At 66.1% G+C, this 17402-nt stretch carries 16 protein-coding genes; 6 read left to right on the forward strand and 10 right to left on the reverse strand.

Annotation, left to right across the window (positions count from 1 at the left end; genetic code table 11):
- Positions 1-18: 18 nt before the first annotated feature.
- The 3 genes from BLU04_RS00445 to BLU04_RS00455 all read right to left on the reverse strand — a co-directional run bounded on the left by BLU04_RS00445 (position 19) and on the right by BLU04_RS00455 (position 3536).
- Positions 19-1614, reverse strand: coding sequence for a Do family serine endopeptidase (locus tag BLU04_RS00445; RefSeq protein WP_093280828.1), 1596 nt, complete (start codon positions 1612-1614; stop codon positions 19-21).
- An 81-nt stretch (positions 1615-1695) separates the two neighbouring features.
- A complete protein-coding gene (locus tag BLU04_RS00450; protein ID WP_093288341.1) occupies positions 1696-2166 on the reverse strand; it encodes a metallophosphoesterase family protein in 471 nt (156 codons plus the stop codon).
- Between the two features lie 248 nt (positions 2167-2414).
- Entirely contained in the window at positions 2415-3536 is a 1122-nt protein-coding gene (locus tag BLU04_RS00455; protein ID WP_093280830.1) for an NAD(P)/FAD-dependent oxidoreductase, read from the reverse strand.
- A 91-nt stretch (positions 3537-3627) separates the two neighbouring features.
- Here BLU04_RS00455 and BLU04_RS00460 point away from each other — a divergent pair, with 91 nt between their 5' ends.
- On the forward strand, positions 3628-4302 hold the full coding sequence (locus BLU04_RS00460; protein WP_093280833.1) for a TetR family transcriptional regulator: 675 nt from the start codon (positions 3628-3630) through the stop codon (positions 4300-4302).
- 7 nt (positions 4303-4309) lie between these two features.
- Here BLU04_RS00460 and eda read toward each other — a convergent pair whose 3' ends face one another.
- From eda to BLU04_RS00490, 6 genes are read right to left on the reverse strand one after another with little or no spacing between them, the layout of a single operon-like run.
- Positions 4310-4957 (reverse strand): bifunctional 4-hydroxy-2-oxoglutarate aldolase/2-dehydro-3-deoxy-phosphogluconate aldolase, encoded by a 648-nt coding sequence (eda, locus tag BLU04_RS00465; RefSeq protein WP_093280835.1) that lies wholly within the window; start codon positions 4955-4957, stop codon positions 4310-4312.
- A 32-nt stretch (positions 4958-4989) separates the two neighbouring features.
- Complete coding sequence (locus BLU04_RS00470; protein ID WP_093280838.1) at positions 4990-6003, reverse strand: sugar kinase; 1014 nt, start codon at positions 6001-6003, stop codon at positions 4990-4992.
- A gap of 29 nt (positions 6004-6032) precedes the next feature.
- On the reverse strand, positions 6033-7190 hold the full coding sequence (locus tag BLU04_RS00475) for a Gfo/Idh/MocA family oxidoreductase (RefSeq protein WP_093280840.1): 1158 nt from the start codon (positions 7188-7190) through the stop codon (positions 6033-6035).
- A gap of 34 nt (positions 7191-7224) precedes the next feature.
- Entirely contained in the window at positions 7225-8067 is an 843-nt protein-coding gene (locus tag BLU04_RS00480) for a sugar phosphate isomerase/epimerase family protein (protein WP_093280843.1), read from the reverse strand.
- 2 nt (positions 8068-8069) lie between these two features.
- The gene (locus BLU04_RS00485; RefSeq protein ID WP_173862573.1) at positions 8070-9455 is read right to left on the reverse strand and encodes a glycosyl hydrolase; all 1386 of its coding nucleotides are present in this window, start codon (positions 9453-9455) and stop codon (positions 8070-8072) included.
- Positions 9456-9488: 33 nt separating this feature from the next.
- Positions 9489-10298 carry a 3-ketoacyl-ACP reductase gene (locus BLU04_RS00490; protein ID WP_173862557.1) on the reverse strand — a complete coding sequence of 270 codons (810 nt, stop codon included), beginning with the start codon at positions 10296-10298 and terminating at the stop codon, positions 9489-9491.
- A 100-nt stretch (positions 10299-10398) separates the two neighbouring features.
- Here BLU04_RS00490 and BLU04_RS00495 point away from each other — a divergent pair, with 100 nt between their 5' ends.
- From BLU04_RS00495 to BLU04_RS00510, 4 genes are all read left to right on the forward strand, one after another.
- Positions 10399-11274: a helix-turn-helix domain-containing protein gene (locus tag BLU04_RS00495; RefSeq protein ID WP_093280850.1), complete on the forward strand. Its 876-nt coding sequence runs from the start codon at positions 10399-10401 to the stop codon at positions 11272-11274.
- Between the two features lie 211 nt (positions 11275-11485).
- Positions 11486-12580 carry an NAD-dependent epimerase/dehydratase family protein gene (locus BLU04_RS00500; protein ID WP_173862558.1) on the forward strand — a complete coding sequence of 365 codons (1095 nt, stop codon included), beginning with the start codon at positions 11486-11488 and terminating at the stop codon, positions 12578-12580.
- Between the two features lie 40 nt (positions 12581-12620).
- Positions 12621-13400, forward strand: a complete 780-nt coding sequence (locus BLU04_RS00505) for a glycosyltransferase family 2 protein (RefSeq protein WP_093280855.1) — start codon at positions 12621-12623, stop codon at positions 13398-13400.
- 25 nt (positions 13401-13425) lie between these two features.
- Positions 13426-14493: an NAD-dependent epimerase/dehydratase family protein gene (locus BLU04_RS00510; RefSeq protein WP_093280858.1), complete on the forward strand. Its 1068-nt coding sequence runs from the start codon at positions 13426-13428 to the stop codon at positions 14491-14493.
- A gap of 367 nt (positions 14494-14860) precedes the next feature.
- On the opposite strand, the gene BLU04_RS00515 is transcribed toward BLU04_RS00510, so the two are convergent.
- Positions 14861-16318 (reverse strand): response regulator, encoded by a 1458-nt coding sequence (locus BLU04_RS00515; RefSeq protein WP_093280860.1) that lies wholly within the window; start codon positions 16316-16318, stop codon positions 14861-14863.
- Positions 16319-16584: 266 nt separating this feature from the next.
- Here BLU04_RS00515 and BLU04_RS00520 point away from each other — a divergent pair, with 266 nt between their 5' ends.
- Positions 16585-17346 carry a hypothetical protein gene (locus BLU04_RS00520; RefSeq protein ID WP_157894995.1) on the forward strand — a complete coding sequence of 254 codons (762 nt, stop codon included), beginning with the start codon at positions 16585-16587 and terminating at the stop codon, positions 17344-17346.
- Positions 17347-17402: the final 56 nt, after the last annotated feature.

Raw genomic sequence — 17402 nt, forward strand, 5'->3', positions numbered from 1 at the left:
AAACGGGGGGAGCGGAGATTATTGATCCCCGGCCTTCAGGACAAGGTATTTGGGAATGCCGCGGGACCAGACGCGGAGGAGGACGCCGTCCTTCGAGCCCTTGGCCGACTTCGCGGCCTCGATCGCCTCCCTGGCGGAGCGGACGTCCTTCTTCTCGACCTGGAGGATGACGTCGCCGGGGACGAGGCCCTGCTTGCCGTCGCTGGGGGCGGCGGGGGAGTCGTCGGCGACGGAGACGACGATGGCGCCGTTCTTGATGGTGTCGGGGTAATGGATCGCAGAAAAGTTCCGGCGGGCGTCGTCGTCGAAGTCGTCGATCTCGACCCCGGCGAAGAACTTCTGCGTGGCGGCGGGCGCGGCGTCGCTTCCGCCGCCGTTGTCGGGCCTGTCGTTCGAGGCGGTCGGCTTCTGCTCCTTGAGGACGACGGTGAGCGATTTCTCCTTCCCGTCCCGGAGGACCTTCATCGAGACCTTCTTGCCCGGGGGCGTCCCGGTGACGGCGAGGCGGAGGGAGCGGAAGTCGGAGACCTTCCGCCCGTCGAACTCGACGATCACGTCGCCGGGGACGATCTTCGCCTCCTCGGCGGCCGAGTTCGGGCTGATGCTGGCGACGATGACGCCGCTCCGGTCCTCGATGCTGAGCTTCTTCGCGACCTCGGGGGTCAGCTCGTTCGTCTCGACGCCGAGGAAGCCGCGGGTGACGTGGCCCTGCTTCAGCAGGCTGTCCCGGACGGTGGCGACGATGTTGCTGGGGATGGCGAAGCCGATGCCGACGTTCCCGCCGCCGCCGCTGACGATGGCGGTGTTCAGGCCGATCATCCGGCCCTGGAGGTCGACGAGGGGGCCGCCCGAGTTGCCGGGATTGATCGAGGCGTCGGTCTGGATGAAGTCCTCAAGATGGTTCCCGCCGTCAATGCGGCTGAGGTCGCGCCCGATGGCGCTGACGATCCCCATGGTGACGGTCTTGCCGACGCCGAAGGGATTGCCGATGGCGAGGGCGATATCGCCGACCTCGACCTTGTCGCTGTCGGCCAGGTCGGCGACGGGAAGGTTCTTCGCGTCGATCTTGATGAGGGCGATGTCGGTCGCCTCGTCCTTGCCGATCACCTTCGCGTCGTACTCTTTCTTCGTGTCCTCGCCGAGGGCGACCTTGATCTCGTCGGCGACGCCGACGACGTGGAAATTCGTGACGATGTAGCCGTCGGTCGAGACGATGACGCCGGAACCGAGGCCCTTCTGTTTCCGCACCTTCGCCTGCGGCCCGCCCGGCTGGCCCTCGCCGCCCGGATTCTGGTTGCCGAAGAACTGACGGAAGAAGGGATCGTTCGCGAAGGGATTCATCTGCGCGGGGGCCTCCTTCACGTTCTTCGTCGTGAAGATCGTGACGACGGCGGGGGCGACCTTCTTGACGATCGGGGAAAAGCTGGTCGTCCCGAGGAGGGCGACGGTCTTCCCCGCCGTCGGATCGACGACGGCGACCGGGGTCGAGGCGGCGTCGGAGGTCTTCGCCGGATCATCCTTGGAAAAAAGCCCCGCGTGAACAGGGAGAACCAAACCACTCAACACGATACCGCAAAGACCGGTCTGCCAAAGTGAGATGCGCTTCTTTTTCATGATGTGAAGGAGTGAGTAACCTGCCTTAAAACGGTCAAAATTCAAGCCCCATTCTCGCTACTAGTATACAGATTAAGAGGATTATAACTTAATCAGATGGGGCCGGAAGAAGTCGCCGGGGGCCTTCTCCAGGATGGCGAGGCTGAGGGGGGCTCCCTTATTGGCCAGTCCGGCGCTGCCCGGGTTGTAGACCCGGCGTCCCCCCGGATTCCGCTCGTCCCGGGGGACATGGGTGTGGCCGTGAAGGACCCACCCCGCGCCCTGGGGCATCGTCCGCTGGCCGGGAGGGATGTGGACGAGGTGGAAAGCCTCCCCTCCCCGCTCGAGGTCGAGGGTCAGGGGGTAGGCGTCGAGGTCCCAGTCGTTGTTCCCCCGGACGACGAGGAGGTTCGGATTGATCTGGCGGAGCTCGTCGAGGATCGCCTCCTCGCAGACGTCGCCGAGGTGCCAGATCTCGTCGACCGGGGCGAAGAGGGCCGGAATCTTCGGATGGAAACGACCGTGCGTATCGGCGATGAGGCCGATGCGATAGGTGTCCGGTGTCGCTTCCATGGGCGCGATCAGCATTCCTGAGAACGCATTTTCGGAAAAGCCCTAAAAAAGCAGGGCAGCCTTTGGGAAGACCTAGAGCCTGTCCTTCACTTTCAACGAACCTCGTTGCCTACGCCCCTTCTCGTCGTTCCGCGCTTCCTTACAGGCCATTCAGGTCTGCGGCGGCGCAACTCCCCGTAAAACTGGCAGGGCCGGGGGAGACAAGCGCAGCCCTTCCGGCGCGGGCCGCCCTAAGTGCATAACAAGCTCTAGCGCGCAAAGAGGTCGAGCAGGCTTTGAGGGGAGCGTTCGTTGAAAAAGAGCTTCAGGTTCCGGTCGGCCTCCACGGCGGCGGAGGCGCTACGGGGAAAGAGATCCCTTTCATAAGAGGCAAGCGCCGCCTCGACGTCGTCGGGATGGGCCGCAAGGGCCTTTCCGAGTTCGGCGCCGTCGTAGAGGGCAAGGTTGGCGCCCTCGCCGGAGAAGGGCGACATCAGGTGCGCGGCGTCGCCGAGCAGCGTTACTCCGGGAACGCGATCCCATCGGTGCCCGACCGGAAGCGCGTGAATGGGGCGGAGCATGGGCGCGGTGTCACTCTTGGTAATAAGAGCGGTCAACTCCGGCGCCCAGCCGTCGAACTCCCCGGCGATCCGGGACAGGGCCGCCGCCGCATCGGAGAAATCGACCCGGGCAAACCACTCCTCCGGTCTGTTCAGCGACACATACGTGTGGAGCGTGCCATCGGACTCCCGATGCGCGAGAATGCCTTTGCCCGGCGCGACGGCCATCAGCGTCCCCGGGCCCACCGCTTCCGCGCTTGCCGGGTGGCGGTTATCGCCGTCGAAGAGGTACGTTTCGATAAAGGAAGTTCCGGCGTAGGCCGGTTTCGCCTCCGAAAGAAGAGGACGCACTTTCGACCAAGCGCCGTCGGCCCCCACGAGAAGGCCGGTCGTCGCCGTGGAGCCATTCGCAAAGGTCACCTCATGCCGCCCGCCTCCGAGCGGAACCGCCGCCGCGAGCTTGTGGCCCCAGCGGATCGTCCCGGCAGGAAGGGAGTCCATCAAGATCCGGCGCAGTTCTCCCCGCGGGACCTCGGGACGACCGCCGCTGCCGTCGTCGGGGCGTTCGAAAAGAACGCTCCCTTCCTTGTCGAGGATCCGCTTGGCCTGTTCGCCGGGGAGGATGATCTTGAGGAACGCGTCGAAAAGACCGGCATCCTTGAGCGCAAGCTGGCCGCTGTAATCGTGGATATCGAGCACCCCCCCCTGCCCGCGCGCGGTCGCCGAGACTTCCGCCTCGTGGATCGTCGCCGGGATACCGTGAAGATGGAGGACGCGGGCAAGCATTAGGCCGCCCAGGCCCGCGCCGATGATCGTAACGGGAGTGTTCATTTTGTTTTTCATTTCGTGAGGAAAGCCCATTAATGGAACAGCGTTCCATGAATAACATTGGAACAACATTCCATTCATGTCAAGATGAGGTGTGGCCAAAAACACCATCGGCAAGCAACGGCGGGAAGAATCGCTCTCGCGAGAACAGATCATCGAGACGGCGATCGCGATCCTCGATCAAAGCGGCGAGAGCGGACTCACCTTCCGGGCCCTCTCGGAGCGGCTCGCCACCGGATCGGGGGCGATTTACTGGCACGTCGCCGACAAGAACGACCTGCTGATCGCCGCATGCGACACCGTCGTCGCCCGCACGCTGGAAGCGTGCGCCGTCGGCACGACGCCCAAGGCAGCGATTCGAACCCTAGCCCTCGGGATGTTCGACGCGATCAACGCCCATCCGTGGGTCGGCTCGGCACTCACACTGGCGATGGGACAGTCGCCGATCGTCCGCATTCTCGAACGGATCGGCCAGCAGATTCGCGCCCTTCGCGTACCGAAAGAGAAAGAGTGGGCGGCGGTCTCCGCTTTGTTGAGCTATATCCTGGGCGTCGGCGGGCAGAATGCAGCCAACGGCCAGCTCGCCCTGACGCAGCGCGGCCGGTCGGACTTCCTGGAGGACTTGGCGAGAGTGTGGTCCCAGCTCGATCCGCACGCGTACCCCTTCACGCGCAGCATCGCCGAAAAGTTGCCCTCCCACGACGATCGAATCGATTTCCTCGACGGGATCGACTTCATCCTCCGCGGGATTGAGTCCAAGGGTCGCTGATACTTTCTTACAAGCCCTTCGCCGCCTTCACCGCCGCGACGTACGCGGCGGCGGTCTCGCGGAGTTTCGCCCAATCGCGGCTGGCCAGGATCTCCTTCGAGACGAGGTTGCTGCCGACGGCGAGGGCGGCGCATCCGGCATCGAGGAATTCCTTCACGGTCTTCAGGTTCACCCCGCCGGTCGGGATGATCTCGAGCTGGGGGAGCGGCCCCTTGATCGCCTTGATGTATCCGGCTCCGAGGCCGTCGGCGGGGAAGATCTTCACGAAGTCGGCGCCCGCCTCGTGGGCGGTGAGGGCCTCGGTCGGCGTGTAGGCGCCGGAGGCGATCGGGATGCCGTAACGCTGGCAGGCGGTGATGACGGCGGGGCGGAAGACGGGCGTCACGATGAACTTCGCCCCGGCGAGGATGCCGAGGCGGGCGGTGGTCTCGTCGAGGACCGAGCCGAGGCCGAGGAGGACCTGGTCGCCGAACTTCGCCGCGGCCTTCTCGATGACGCCGATGGCGTTGGGGGTCGTCATCGTCAGTTCGATCGCCCGGATGCCGCCGTCGAGCAGCGCCTGGGTGGCGTCGATCAGCTGGCTCGAGTCGTCGGCCCGGATGATGGCGACGATGCCGGGGTTGCGGAGGTTCTGGAGGATCTGCTCTTTTTTCATGGGATCAAAATAAGGGAGAGGAAGGAAAGCGACTAACGTTGGACGCGGGGGGAGCCGTCGCCGCTCATCAGCGTCTCGATCTCGGCGCGGGTGCCGACGTGGTAATCGCCGGGGACGGAGTGCTTCAGGCAGCCCGCCGCGGTGGCGAATTCGACGACGTATTGGGGATCGCGCTTTTCCATGAGGCCGTGGACGAAGCCCGCCGCGAAGGCGTCGCCGCCGCCGATGCGGTCGACGATCTCGAGGTTGTAGCTGCGGCTGCGGAAGACCTGCCCGCCGGTGCAGTAGACGCCGCCGAAGGTGTTCCGGAGGGCCGAGTGCGTCTCCCGGAGGGTCAGCACGACGCCCTTGAAGCCGAACTTCGCCACCAGCTTCTCGGCGATGTCGAGGTAGCGGTCGAGGTCGGTCGTCTTCTCCGGGCCGGGCGGGACGATGCCGAGGATCGAGTCGGTGTGGCCCTCGTTGGCGATGCAGTAGTCGACGTGGGCCATGAGGGCCGTCATCACCCGCTTCGCCTCGACCATCCCCCAGAGCTTCGCCCGGTAGTTGACGTCGCAGCTGACGGGGATCCCCTTCCTGCGGGCCAGCGCCGCGCCGGTCGCGACGGCCTGGGCCGCGCTCTCGGAGACGGCGGGGGTGATCCCGCTGAAGTGGAACCACTCGGCTCCGTCGAGGATCCTCTCCCAGTCGAACTCGGCGGGATCGAGCTTCGCGAAGGCGCTCCCGGCCCGGTCGTAGATGACCTGGGCGGGACGCTGGCTCGCGCCGTTCTCGAGGAAGTAGAGGCCGAGGCGTTCGCCGCCCCGGACGATCTCCGAGGTGTCGACGCCGACGCCCCGGAGGTCGCGGACGCACGCCTCGCCGAGGTCGTTCCCCGGCAGGCGGGTGACGAACGCGGCGGCGTGGCCGAACTGCGCGAGGGCGACGGCGACGTTCGCCTCGCCCCCGCCGAAGTTCATCTCCAGCGAGGAGGCCTGCGTGAAGCGCTGCTGCCCGGGGGCGGACAGCCGCAGCATGATTTCACCGAAGGAGACGAAGCGGCCCATACGTTCTCAGGTTAGCAGCCGGGGGACGCTTAGGCGAGCGGCTTCACGTCGACCCAGGCGCGCTTCTCCCAAGACTCGAGGCCGAGCTCGGCCATCTGGACGCCCTTCGCGCCCTCGAGGAGGGACCAGCGGAAGGGCTCGTCCTTCACGACGTGGCGGAGGAACATCTCCCACTGGACCTTGAAGGCGTTGTCGTAGATCGCGTTCGCGGGGACGTTCTCCCACTGGTCGTTGAAGGCGAAGGGATTCTCGATGTCGGGATTCCAGACCGGCTTCGGGGTGTTGACGCGGTGCTGGGTCCAGCAGTCGCGGAGCCCGGCGACGGCGGAGCCGTGGGTCCCGTCGACCTGGAGGGTGAGGAGGTCTTCGCGCTTCACGCGGACGGTCCACGACGAGTTGAAGTGGGCGATGACGCCGTTATCGAGCTCGAAGGTGGCGTAGGCCGAGTCGTCGGCGGTGCACTTGTAGGGCTTGCCCTGCTCGTCGAACCGCTCCGGGATGTGGATCGCGCCGAGGCAGGAGAGAGACTTCACGCTGCCGAAGAGATTATCGATGACGTAGCGCCAGTGGCAGAGCATGTCGACGATGATGCCGCCGCCGTCTTCCTTCCGGTAGTTCCACGAGGGGCGCTGGGCGGGCTGCCAGTCGTTGCCCCCCTCGAAGACCCAGTAGCCGAACTCGCCGCGGACGGAGAGGATCTTCCCGAAGAAGCCCGAGTCGATGAGGCGCTTCAGCTTGAGGAGGCCGGGGAGCCAGAGCTTGTCCTGGACGACACCGTTCTTCACCCCGGCGGCGGTCGCCTCGTGGTAGAGGGCGAGGGCCTCGGCGGTCGAGACGGCGGTCGGCTTCTCGCAGTAGATCGCCTTCTTCGCGGCGATCGCCTTGCGGACGCCCTCGGCGCGGCGGTCGGTGGTCTGGGAGTCGAAGTAGATCTGGTTGAAGGGATCGGCCATCGCCTTGTCGAGGTCGGTCGAGTAGCGTTCGACGCCGTGGGCCTGGGCCAGCTCGCGGAGCTTGTCCTCGTTGCGGCCGATGAGGATCGGATCGGGCATGATCGCCTCCGAGGCGGAGATCTTCACGCCGCCCTGCTTGCGGATCGCGAGGATCGAGCGGATGAGGTGCTGGTTCGTGCCCATGCGTCCCGTGACGCCGTTCATGATGATGCCGATCGTGTGTACTTTGCTCATGTGTTTTGGTTTTTTAAGGATTCGGAAGGTGGGTTTAGGAGTACTTCAGATAGGAGGAGACGATGTCCGCGAGGAAATCCTTCGGGTCGCGGGCCCAGTGGCGGTGGCTGAAGACCTCGACTTCGTTGAAGCCGTTGAAGCCCGCCGCCTCGACCCAGCCGCGGATCTTCTTGATCGGGATGCAGCCCTCGCCCATCAGGCCGCGGTCGTTCAGCATGTCGGCCATCGGGGAGAGCCAGTCGCAGATGTGGAAGGCGTCGAGCGCGCCGAGCTTCGCGCAGCGGGCGATCTCGGCCTCGAGCGCCGGGTCCCACCAGAGGTGGAAGACATCGGCGGCGACGCCGACCCACGGGGAGCCGAGCTGCTCGACGAGGTCGTTGGCCTGGCCGAGGGTGTTCACGGCGGAGCGATCCCCGGCGTACATCGGATGGAGCGGCTCGATGGAGAGCTTCACCTTCGCGGCCGAGGCCTCGGGGAGGACGGCGGCGATGCCGTCGGCGATCTGCTTCCGGGCATCCTCGAGCGGGATGCCGGGGACGGCACCGCAGACGAGGACGATGAGGGGGGCGCCGAGGGCGGCGGCCTCGGCGATGGCGCGGCGGTTGTCGTCGAGGGCCTTGTTCCGGTCGGCCTCGGTCTTCCCGGGGAAGAAGCCGCCCCGGCAGAGCGCGACGGTGGAGAGCCCCGAGTCCCTGATCCGCTTCCCGGCCTCGGCGATGGCGGCGTCGCTCCGGCCTTCGAGGGCCTGACGCCAGACGGTGATCCCCTTCACGCCGGCGGCGGAGAAGTTCTCGACACACTGTTCGAGGGTCCACCCCTTCGTCGTGATCGTGTGGATCGCGAGGCGGGAGAGGTCCTTGATCTCGGAGGCGCTCATGATTACTTGGAGAAGAAGGTGAGGTAGGGCTGCCCCTTCGCCTGGCGCCGGAGGAGGAGGGCCAGCTCGCGGGCGTGGTAATCGCCCCACATGGACGATTCACCACAGGGCACCGACTGTCCGGCGGGGACGTGATCCCAGCCGTTCGGACGGTGGTAGACGGAGTGGAGGAGGAGGCCTTCGTGCTTCGGGTCCTCGGAGAGGTAAGGCGCGGCGAAGAGGGTCTTCGCGACCGTGAGGGCGGCCTTCTCGTAACGGAGGCCCTTCTCCTTCTCGCCGATCCGCTGGAGGTAGAGGCCGAGGCGGTAGAGACCCTGCGCGGCGATGGCGGCGGCGGAGCTGTCGACCGGCTCGTGGGCGTTGAAGGGCTCGGCGGGGCGGTTCAGGTAATCGCCGAGGTGGACGAGGCCGGGAGCGCCGGTGTCCCAATAGGGAACGCCGCACGTCGGGGTCTGGGAGAGGTAGAAATCGGCGACCGCCTCGGCCACTTCGCGGAACCCCGCGAGGATCTTCGCCTTGCCGCCATAGGGCGCGAGCTCGTCGTCGGAGAGAGTCTCGAAGAATTCGATCTCCTCGGGGTAGCCCGCGAGGATCCAGGCGAGGCCGCGCGTCCACGTCGTGAAGGGACAGTAGCCCTGCTGGCTGTTCGGGCAGCGGTATTGGCCGTCGTTCGTGTTGAAGATCGATTCGTGGGCGGTGCGGCCCCGGAGCTCGGGCGTGTCGTAGGAGTCGCGGCCCTTGCCGTAGTAGACGGCGTATTTGGCCGTCGTCTCGGCGTGCTGGAGGAGGCGGCCGATCAGGTCGACCTGCTTGTCCCCTTCGGCCATGAACTTGTGGCCGAGGAGGTGGCTGACAGCGAGCGAGCGGAGGGAGCGGATCGTGTCGGCGAAGAGGGAGTGGGGCCCGTTGAAGGAATAGATATAGCCCGCGCCGTGGCCGATCTTCGTCCAGCGGGAAGCCTGGACCGCGCCGGAGATCTTCAGCGCGAGGACGTAGAAGTCCTTCTCGGCCTGGTTCGCCGGGATGCGGCCCTCGTTCTGGAGGCGGAGGAGGTTACCGTAGGTGCTGACGTTGTTGAAGCCGTGGTCATGGACGCCCGTGTGGCTGACGTGGGGGGCCATGAAGTCGACCGTCGCCTTGCGGCCCAGCTCGAGGAACGAGGCGTCGCCCGTCGCGTCGAACTGGAGGATGGCGGAGCCGAACTGGAAGCCCTGGGTCCACTCGGTCCAGCCGCGCGAGCCGTATTTCCCCGCGACGGTGAAGACCGGCGTGCCGTCGGCGGCGTTCCAGCGGCCTTGCAGCGCGTTGATCTTCTGCCCGGAGAGGGCGAAGAGGTGGTCGATCTGCGGCAGGAGGGCCGCAGGGGTCAGGGAGGAGTCAATCTGGATGGCCATGATAATAGAATCGTGAACGTTGGATAATTAGAGGCGGCGGATCTGGAGGCCGCCGTCGATGTCGATGACGGCGCCGGAGGAGAACGAGAGGTCGCCGTCGAGGAAGGCGCGGACCGCCCGGCCGACGTCGCCGGGATTGCCCCAGCGGCGCTGCGGGACGAGGCCGTCGGCGATGAGGGCGTCGTACTTGTCCTTAACGACCGTCGTCATGTCGGTCATCATGATGCCGGGACGGAACTCGATGACCTGGATGCCCTCGGGAGCGAGGCGGGTCGCCCACAGGGAGCTCGCCATCGCGAGGCCCGCCTTGGAGATGCAATACTCGCCGCGTCCGATCGAGGCCGTGTTCGCCGAGACCGAGCTGACGAAGGCGACCTTCCGGCCCGAAGGGATGGCCGAGGGCGTCGGATTCTTCAGCCAATGATTCGCGACGAGCTGGGTGAGGAAGTAGGGGCCCTTGAGGTTGACGCCGATCAGCTCGTCGAAGCTCTCCTCGGTCGTCGCCGTGACGTCGGCGCGGACGCGCGGGGCCATCCCGGCGTTGTTCACGAGGGCGTCGAGCTGGCCGTCGTAAGCCTGGAGGACCTGGTCGAGGAGCGCCGTCCGGTCGGAGGAGGAGCCGAGGTCGCCGCTGACGGGGATGAACTTCTGCGCTGGGTTCACGGCCTTCGCGGCGCAGGCGGAGGCGGCCTCCGCGGCGGCCTCCTTGTTGCGGGCGTAGTGGATGGCGACGCTGTAACCCGCCTCGGCGAGGACTTCGGCGACGCCCCGGCCCAGGCCGCGGCTCGATCCGGTGACGAGGGCCACGGGAGGAACGGAAAAAGTGACATTACCCATGAACGCCATGGTGGCCGATTTCGTTCTCGCCGGATAGAGGACAAGGCCTTACATTCTAGCATTAAAACGACCTTATTTTAATGCTAATGTCGATTTCCCCATGCTGACCCGGGTTACGAAAAAGGGATACCAACCCCTCCTCCTCGAATCGCTCCACCTCCAGGCGGGGCCGATCCGGGTCCACCGGCTCCGGCTGAACCGCCACATCGAGGAAACCTCGGTCGTCGCCCTGCACGAGCATCCCTACTCCCAGCTCCTCATCTACGTCACCGGCCAGGGGGAACAACGCTGCGTCGACCGCCCCCCCACCGCCGTCCACAGCGGCACCGCCGCCCTCTTCCCGCCCCACGCCGCCCACTCCTTCGCCCCCGGCGGGGCGCGGCGGCCCCTCTGCCTCGTCGTCGATTTCGATTTCCGGGGCGCGGGGAAGTTCGCCCCCTGGATCGGCCTCCTCCCCCAATCGGAACGGGCCGAGATCGGCCGCTCCCTCTCCGCCCTCGTCCGGCTGAAGGACGCCGACCGCGCCGCCATCCGCCTCCGCGAGGCCGCCCTCGTCCTCTCGATCCTCGAGAAGGTCCTCCCCGCCGGGGGCTGGATGCCCCGGTTCCAGCCCGAGGGGGGCGAGGGCGCCCTCGTCCGGCGCACCCGCCAGCTCCTCGCCAGCCGGACCGGTCCCCGCATCTCGAACCCGGAGCTGGCCCGCCGCCTCGGCTACCAGCAGGACTACCTCAACCGCCTCCTCCAGCGGGCCGCCGGGACGACCCTCGGCCAGCTCCGCGACGCCCGACGCCTCGAGGAGGCGAAGAAGGCGTTGGCGAAGGGAAGCCCCGTCCGCAAGGCGGCCGCCGAGACCGGCTGGGCCGACGCCAATTACTTCACCCGCTGGTTCCGAAAACAGACCGGCCTCCCCCCTTCGCAATGGAGAAAGTCGAAACTGGATTCCCCGCAATCATTTAACCTCGAACCCTATTCCTAGGTTAGACAAGCCCGCGCCGGAGGGGCTGCGCCCCCTTCCCGTAGGCGCGCGTAACGCCGCAGGCCTGAATGGCCTGCTAGGCCGCGCGGAACACCCGGGAAGGGGCGCAGTGGCGCATCGGCCACACCGCGTCGCTCGCGCCTTGATGGAGAGCCTTTTTGAAGCAACGCGGGCTTGTCTAACCTAGGAATAGGGTTCTAAGTTGATCATCTTGAGTTCCTCTCTTAAAAAGAAAGTCATCGTGACCGGCGGCGCCGGGTTCGTCGGAACCACCCTCGCCCTGGCCTTCCGTCGTCTTCGTCCGGAGTGGGAACTCCTCTGCGTCGACAACCTCATCCGCCCGGGCAGCGAGGGGAACCGCTCCCGCCTGAAGGAAGCGGGGATCCCCTTCCGCCACGCCGATCTCCGCGTCCGCAGCGACATCGATTCCCTACCGAAAGCCGACTGGCTGATCGACGCCGCCGCCAACGCCAGCGTCCTCGCCGGGCTCGACGGGGACAACGGGAGCCGCCAGCTCATCGAGCACAACCTCGGCGGGACGATCGACCTCCTCGAATACTGCAAGCGCCACAAGGCCGGGTTCCTCCTCCTCTCGACCAGCCGCGTCTACTCGATCCCCGAGCTCGCCGCGATCCCCGTCCAGGTCGACAACGGCGCCTTCGCTCCCGATCCCTTCCAGCTCGACGCCTGGCCCTCCGGGCTGACCAAGGAAGGCGTCTCGACCCACTTCTCGACAAAGCCCCCCGTCTCCCTCTACGGGACGACGAAGCTCGCCTCGGAACTCCTCGCCCTCGAATACGCCCACGCCTTCGGCTTCCCCGCCGTCATCAACCGCTGCGGGAACCTCGCCGGGGCGGGCCAGTTCGGCCGGATCGACCAGGGAATCTTCGCCTACTGGATCAACGCGTGGCTCCAGAAGAAGACGCTGAAATACATCGGCTTCGACGGCCAGGGCCACCAGGTCCGCGACTGCCTCCATCCCGACGATTTGGCCGACCTCCTGGTGAAGCAGATCGAGAACCCCGGCACCGCCCCCTCCCTCCAGAACGTCTCCGGCGGCAACGAGCGATCCGTCTCCCTCAAAAACCTCAGCGCGTGGTGCGAGGAACACCTCGGCCCCCACGCCGTCGAGAGCGTCCCCCAGACCCGCCCCTTCGACATCCCCTGGATGGTTCTCGACGCCGGCGAGGCCCGCGCCCGCTGGGACTGGACGCCGAAACGCTCCCTCGACTCCATCTTCGCCGAGATCGCCCACCACGGGCAGAACCATCCCCGCTGGATCGAGACCTGCCTCGCCGAAGCCTAATCCCAGTCGACCGCAAATAGACCCGAGACCGCCACCCTCCATGATCTCCCCGCCCCCCACCGAAGGCCTCCCGCCCCTCCAGCTCCTCTCCATCGTCATCCCCGCGCGGGACGAGGAGGGATGCATCGCCTCGACGGTGGAGCACCTCCACCTGGAGCTCCGCCTCCACGGCGTCCCGCACGAGATCGTCGTCGTCGACGACGGCAGCCGGGACCGCACCTGGGCGATCCTCGAAGACCTCCGCACCCGCCTCCCCGAGCTGAAGCCGGTCCAGAACGCCGGCCGCCACGGCTTCGGCTGCGCCATCATCTACGGCCTCGACCACAGCACCGGCGATGCCGTCACCATCATGATGGCCGACGAGTCCGACGACTCCCGCGACGTCGTCCGCTACTGGAAGGAACTGAACAAGGGCTACGAGTGCGTCTTCGGCAGCCGCTTCATGCGCGGCGGCGGCGTCATCGACTACCCCCGGATCAAGTACATCCTGAACCGGATGGCGAATTTCTTCGTGAAGTGCCTCTTCGGCATCCCGATCAACGACACGACGAACGCCTTCAAGGCCTACCGCCGCACCGTCATCGACGGCTGCCGCCCCCTCATCTCACCCCACTTCAACCTCACCGTCGAGCTCCCGCTGAAGGCGATCGTCCGGGGCTACTCCTGGACGACGATGCCGATCACCTGGCGCAACCGCCGCACCGGCGAGGCCAAGCTGAAGATCAAGGAAATGGGCTCCCGCTACCTCTTCATCTGCGCCTACATCTGGCTCGAGCGCGCCCTCAGCCGGGGCGACTACCGCCGTCCCAAGACCTCCTAATCCTTTCCCCCTTCAAACAAATACAATGAGCATCGCCCTGGTCACCGGCTCCGCCGGCCTCATCGGATCGGAAACCTGCAAGCGTTTCCACGCCGAAGGATTCGACGTCGTCGGCATCGACAACAACATGCGCGCCCGCTTCTTCGGCGAGAACGCCTCGAACGAGGGGAACCGGAAGAGCCTGGAAAGCGCCCTCAAGAACTACCGCCACCACGCCCTCGACATCCGGGACTTCGACGCGGTGAACGCCCTCTTCCAGAGCCTCGGCAAGGAAATCGCCGTCGTCGTCCACACCGCCGCCCAGCCCTCCCACGACTGGGCGGCCCGCGAGCCCCTCACCGACTTCGGCGTCAACGCCACCGGCACCCTCCACCTCCTCGAGGCGACCCGGCTCCACGCCCCCGACGCCGTCTTCATCTTCACCAGCACGAACAAGGTCTACGGCGACGCGCCGAACCTCCTCCCCCTCCGGGAACTCGAGACCCGCTGGGAAATCGATCCCTCCCACCCCTACACCATCGGCATCGACGAACACCTCTCCATCGACCAGTCGAAGCACTCCCTCTTCGGGGCGAGCAAGGTGGCCGCCGACGTCCTCGTCCAGGAATACGGCCGCTACTTCGGGATGCGGACGGCTATCTTCCGCGGCGGCTGCCTCACCGGCCCCGCCCACTCCGGCACCGAGCTCCACGGCTTCCTCGCCTACCTGATGAAGTGCACCGTCATCGGCAAGGAATACCGGGTCTTCGGCTACAAGGGGAAGCAGGTCCGGGACAACATCCACTCCGTCGACCTCATCGAGGCCTTCTGGCAGTTCTTCAAGAAGCCCCGCGTCGCCGAGGTCTACAACATCGGCGGCAGCCGCCACTCGAACTGCTCGATGAAGGAGGCGATCGCCCTCTGCGAGGAGATCAGCGGGAACAAGCTCCCCCACACGTACGTCGAGGACAACCGCATCGGCGACCACATCTGGTACGTCAGCGACGTCCGGAAGTTCCAGTCACACTATCCGGAGTGGAAGTACCGGTACGACATCCGCGGGATCCTGCAGGAGATCCACGACCATACGAAGGCAGAGATCGCGAAGGGGTAGGGCGGCTCGAAAGGGGGGACCTTCCCGAAGCGTCTCTCTCCCATACGCCCCTCTCCCAATAGGAGTCTGGGCGTATTGGCCCTGTCTATCCCTATCGCTCGTACCCTCGGGCGCTCAGGGAAGCAGCGGATTTTAAAACAGTTCGGAGACACGGCGCCGCCAAAGCGCGTCCGCCAAGTTCAGGCCCTCCGAAGGGGAGGTCACGGAGGGGCGAAGCCCCTCTGTGGCTATAAAGCGGATCGCCTCCATCTGTACAGGGTTGACCGCGCAGGTCCCGAAGGGCTGCCCCGCTTTCCTGGCATCCAGGGAAGAGGATCGCTTGGGAGAAACCACGCGTCCGCAGGTCAGAGACCGGGACGTACCCTATCTACCGCCGCACGTCGCCTTCCAGCATCAACTCGGACTGGGGCTGCGGCGAGACCGTCAGGCCGAGCTGCCGGGCCGAGGCCTGGAGGAGTTGCTCGACGGTGAAGGGCTTCGGGAGGAAATCGAGCCCTGCCCGCTTGATCTCGATCAGGTAATGGTCGTCGAGTTCGGTGCCGCTGATGAAGATGAAGGGCTTGTTCGGCTCCTCGCCCCGGATCGCCAGCAGGACCTCGAAGCCGTCCATGTAGGGCATGTCGACGTCGGAGACGACGAGGTCGAATTTCTCCCCCTCCTTCTGGCTGCCGACCAGGGAGACGGCCTCGACGCCGTTGGCCGCCGTGGTGACGTGGTAGCCGTAGTGCTCCAGCATCGCCTTCGAGACGCGGCGGACGACGTTGTCGTCGTCGATGAAGAGGACCCGCTTGCCCTGGCCCAGCGGGATGTCGCTCCGCACCGGCAGGGTGTCGCTGGAGCCTCCCTCCGATTGCCCGACGGAGAGGGCCGGGAAGTGGAGGAGGAACTGGGTCCCCTTCCCCACCTCGCTCTCGACGCTCACGAAGCCGCCGAGGCGCTTCACGATGCCGATCACGGTGGAGAGCCCGAGGCCGGTCCCCTTGCCCGGCTCCTTCGTCGTGAAGAGGGGCTCGAAGATCCGCGCGATCACGTCGTTCGGGATGCCGCAGCCGGAATCGCCGACGGAGAGGACGACGAACGGCCCCGGGGCGATCCCCTGGCGCTTCGCCACCATCCGCTCGTCGAGGATCACGTTGACGGCCTTCACCGTCAGGTGGCCGCCGACCGGCATCATCGCGTCCCGCGCGTTCACGCAGAGGTTGAGGAGGATCTGGTGCATCTCCGTCGCGTTGCCGAAGACGTTCCACAGCCCTTTCTCGACGTTGGTCTCGATCGAGATGCAATGGGGGAACGTGTCCCGGACGATCTTCGCCATGTCGTCGATCAGGGTCCGCAGGCGAAGGGGGCCGTCCTCGCCGCGCTTGCCCCGGACGAAGGTCAGGATCTGCTTCACCATCGCCGCGCCGCGCTGCGCCGAGGAATCGACCGTCTCGAGGAGCGCCTTCCGCTCCTTCTCGTCATTCGTATCCTCCAGCAGCTGGAGGCCGATGAGGACCGGCGTGAGGGCGTTGTTGAGATCGTGGGCGACCCCCGCCGCGAGGGCACCGATGTTCTCCATCCATTGTCCGCGCCGGAGCTGCTCCTCGTAGCTGCGGGCCTGGATCTCCATTCCCTCGACGAGGGAGGCGAGGCGCAGGGCCTCGGCCCGGAGCCTCGTCACTTCCTCAGCCTGCCGCGCATTCGCCTCGGCGAGCGCCTCCGCCTTCCGCGCGTCCCGGGCCAGGCGGCGGAGTTTCCAGAGTAAAAAAGCGAGGATCGCCAGCGCGATTACCAGGGATAATCCGGCCCCCGTCAGCCCATGAGATGCAGCGAAAAACGGGTTCATTGGATGACGTTGAAAACCACGGGGCCATTAAAATCACCCCCCTTCCAGACTTCAAATCTTTAAATCGCCATTGGTGGAATTACCTACCCAAAAACGCTCCAAGGACGTTAAACGACATGACCGGATTGAGGGCGTCTTTGTTCCCAATCTCCCCATTCCCCGCATTCCCCGCGACACGGACAGCGTGCCCGCCATCGGATAAAGAAATGGCCACCACCGCGGTAACCCTCGTTCCCCTCCCCGTCCCAGGCCCCCTCCCCCCCATCATGAATCTTTACATCGATCTCGACCGTTCCGTCCTCGTCTCCGGCCCGTCGAACAGTGCTGTCGTCACCCAGCTCGCCTTCAAGCGGGGGGACACCGCCGCCCTCGCCGTCACCTTCCTCCAGGGGCAGGCCGACGGCGGCTATCTCCCCGTCGTCCTCCCGACGGGGACGGCGTTCAAATTCGGCCTGAAGGCGCAGGGCCAATACAGCGGGGCCTTCCTCGTCTACACCGATGCCTGGACCGCGCCCGCCGGGGAGGCCACCGCCTACGGCCTCTGCCCCGACTTCCGCTCCGCCTCGCTCGACACCCTCCTCGACCCCGAGGGGGCGGGCGACCTCCCCCAGGTTTCCCTCATGGGGGAGATCGCGTGGACCCTCCCCTCGGGGCGGAAGGGAAGCACGCGTACCTTCACCGCCCTCGTCGCCAACGACCTCATCAAGGACACCGAAGGGGCCCCCGCTCCCGCGACCCCCGGCTACTACACCGCGGGAGAGAGCGACGCCCGGTACCTCCCGAGCAGCCTCGGAGGGATCGTCGACCTCACCGTCGGCCTCCGCACTTACACCGTCGACCTCACCGCCCTGGCTCTCCCCGCCTCGCCGCGGGGCGCCCTCTTCGGCTTCGTCGCCGCGACGGGGAGCGAGAACACCTTTGGCGCGGTCATGGTCTCCTCCCAGACCACCGCCACCACCCTCTCCCTCCTCACCACCGCCCTGCCCGACGCCCCCAATTGCCGCCTCGCCTACCTTTTGATCCTCTGAGTATCGATTTTTCCATAAAAACCGGTCAAAACAGAATTAAGTAGTTCCACCTGAAT

This window comes from Verrucomicrobium sp. GAS474 (assembly GCF_900105685.1).
Classification (GTDB): Bacteria; Verrucomicrobiota; Verrucomicrobiia; order Methylacidiphilales; family GAS474; genus GAS474.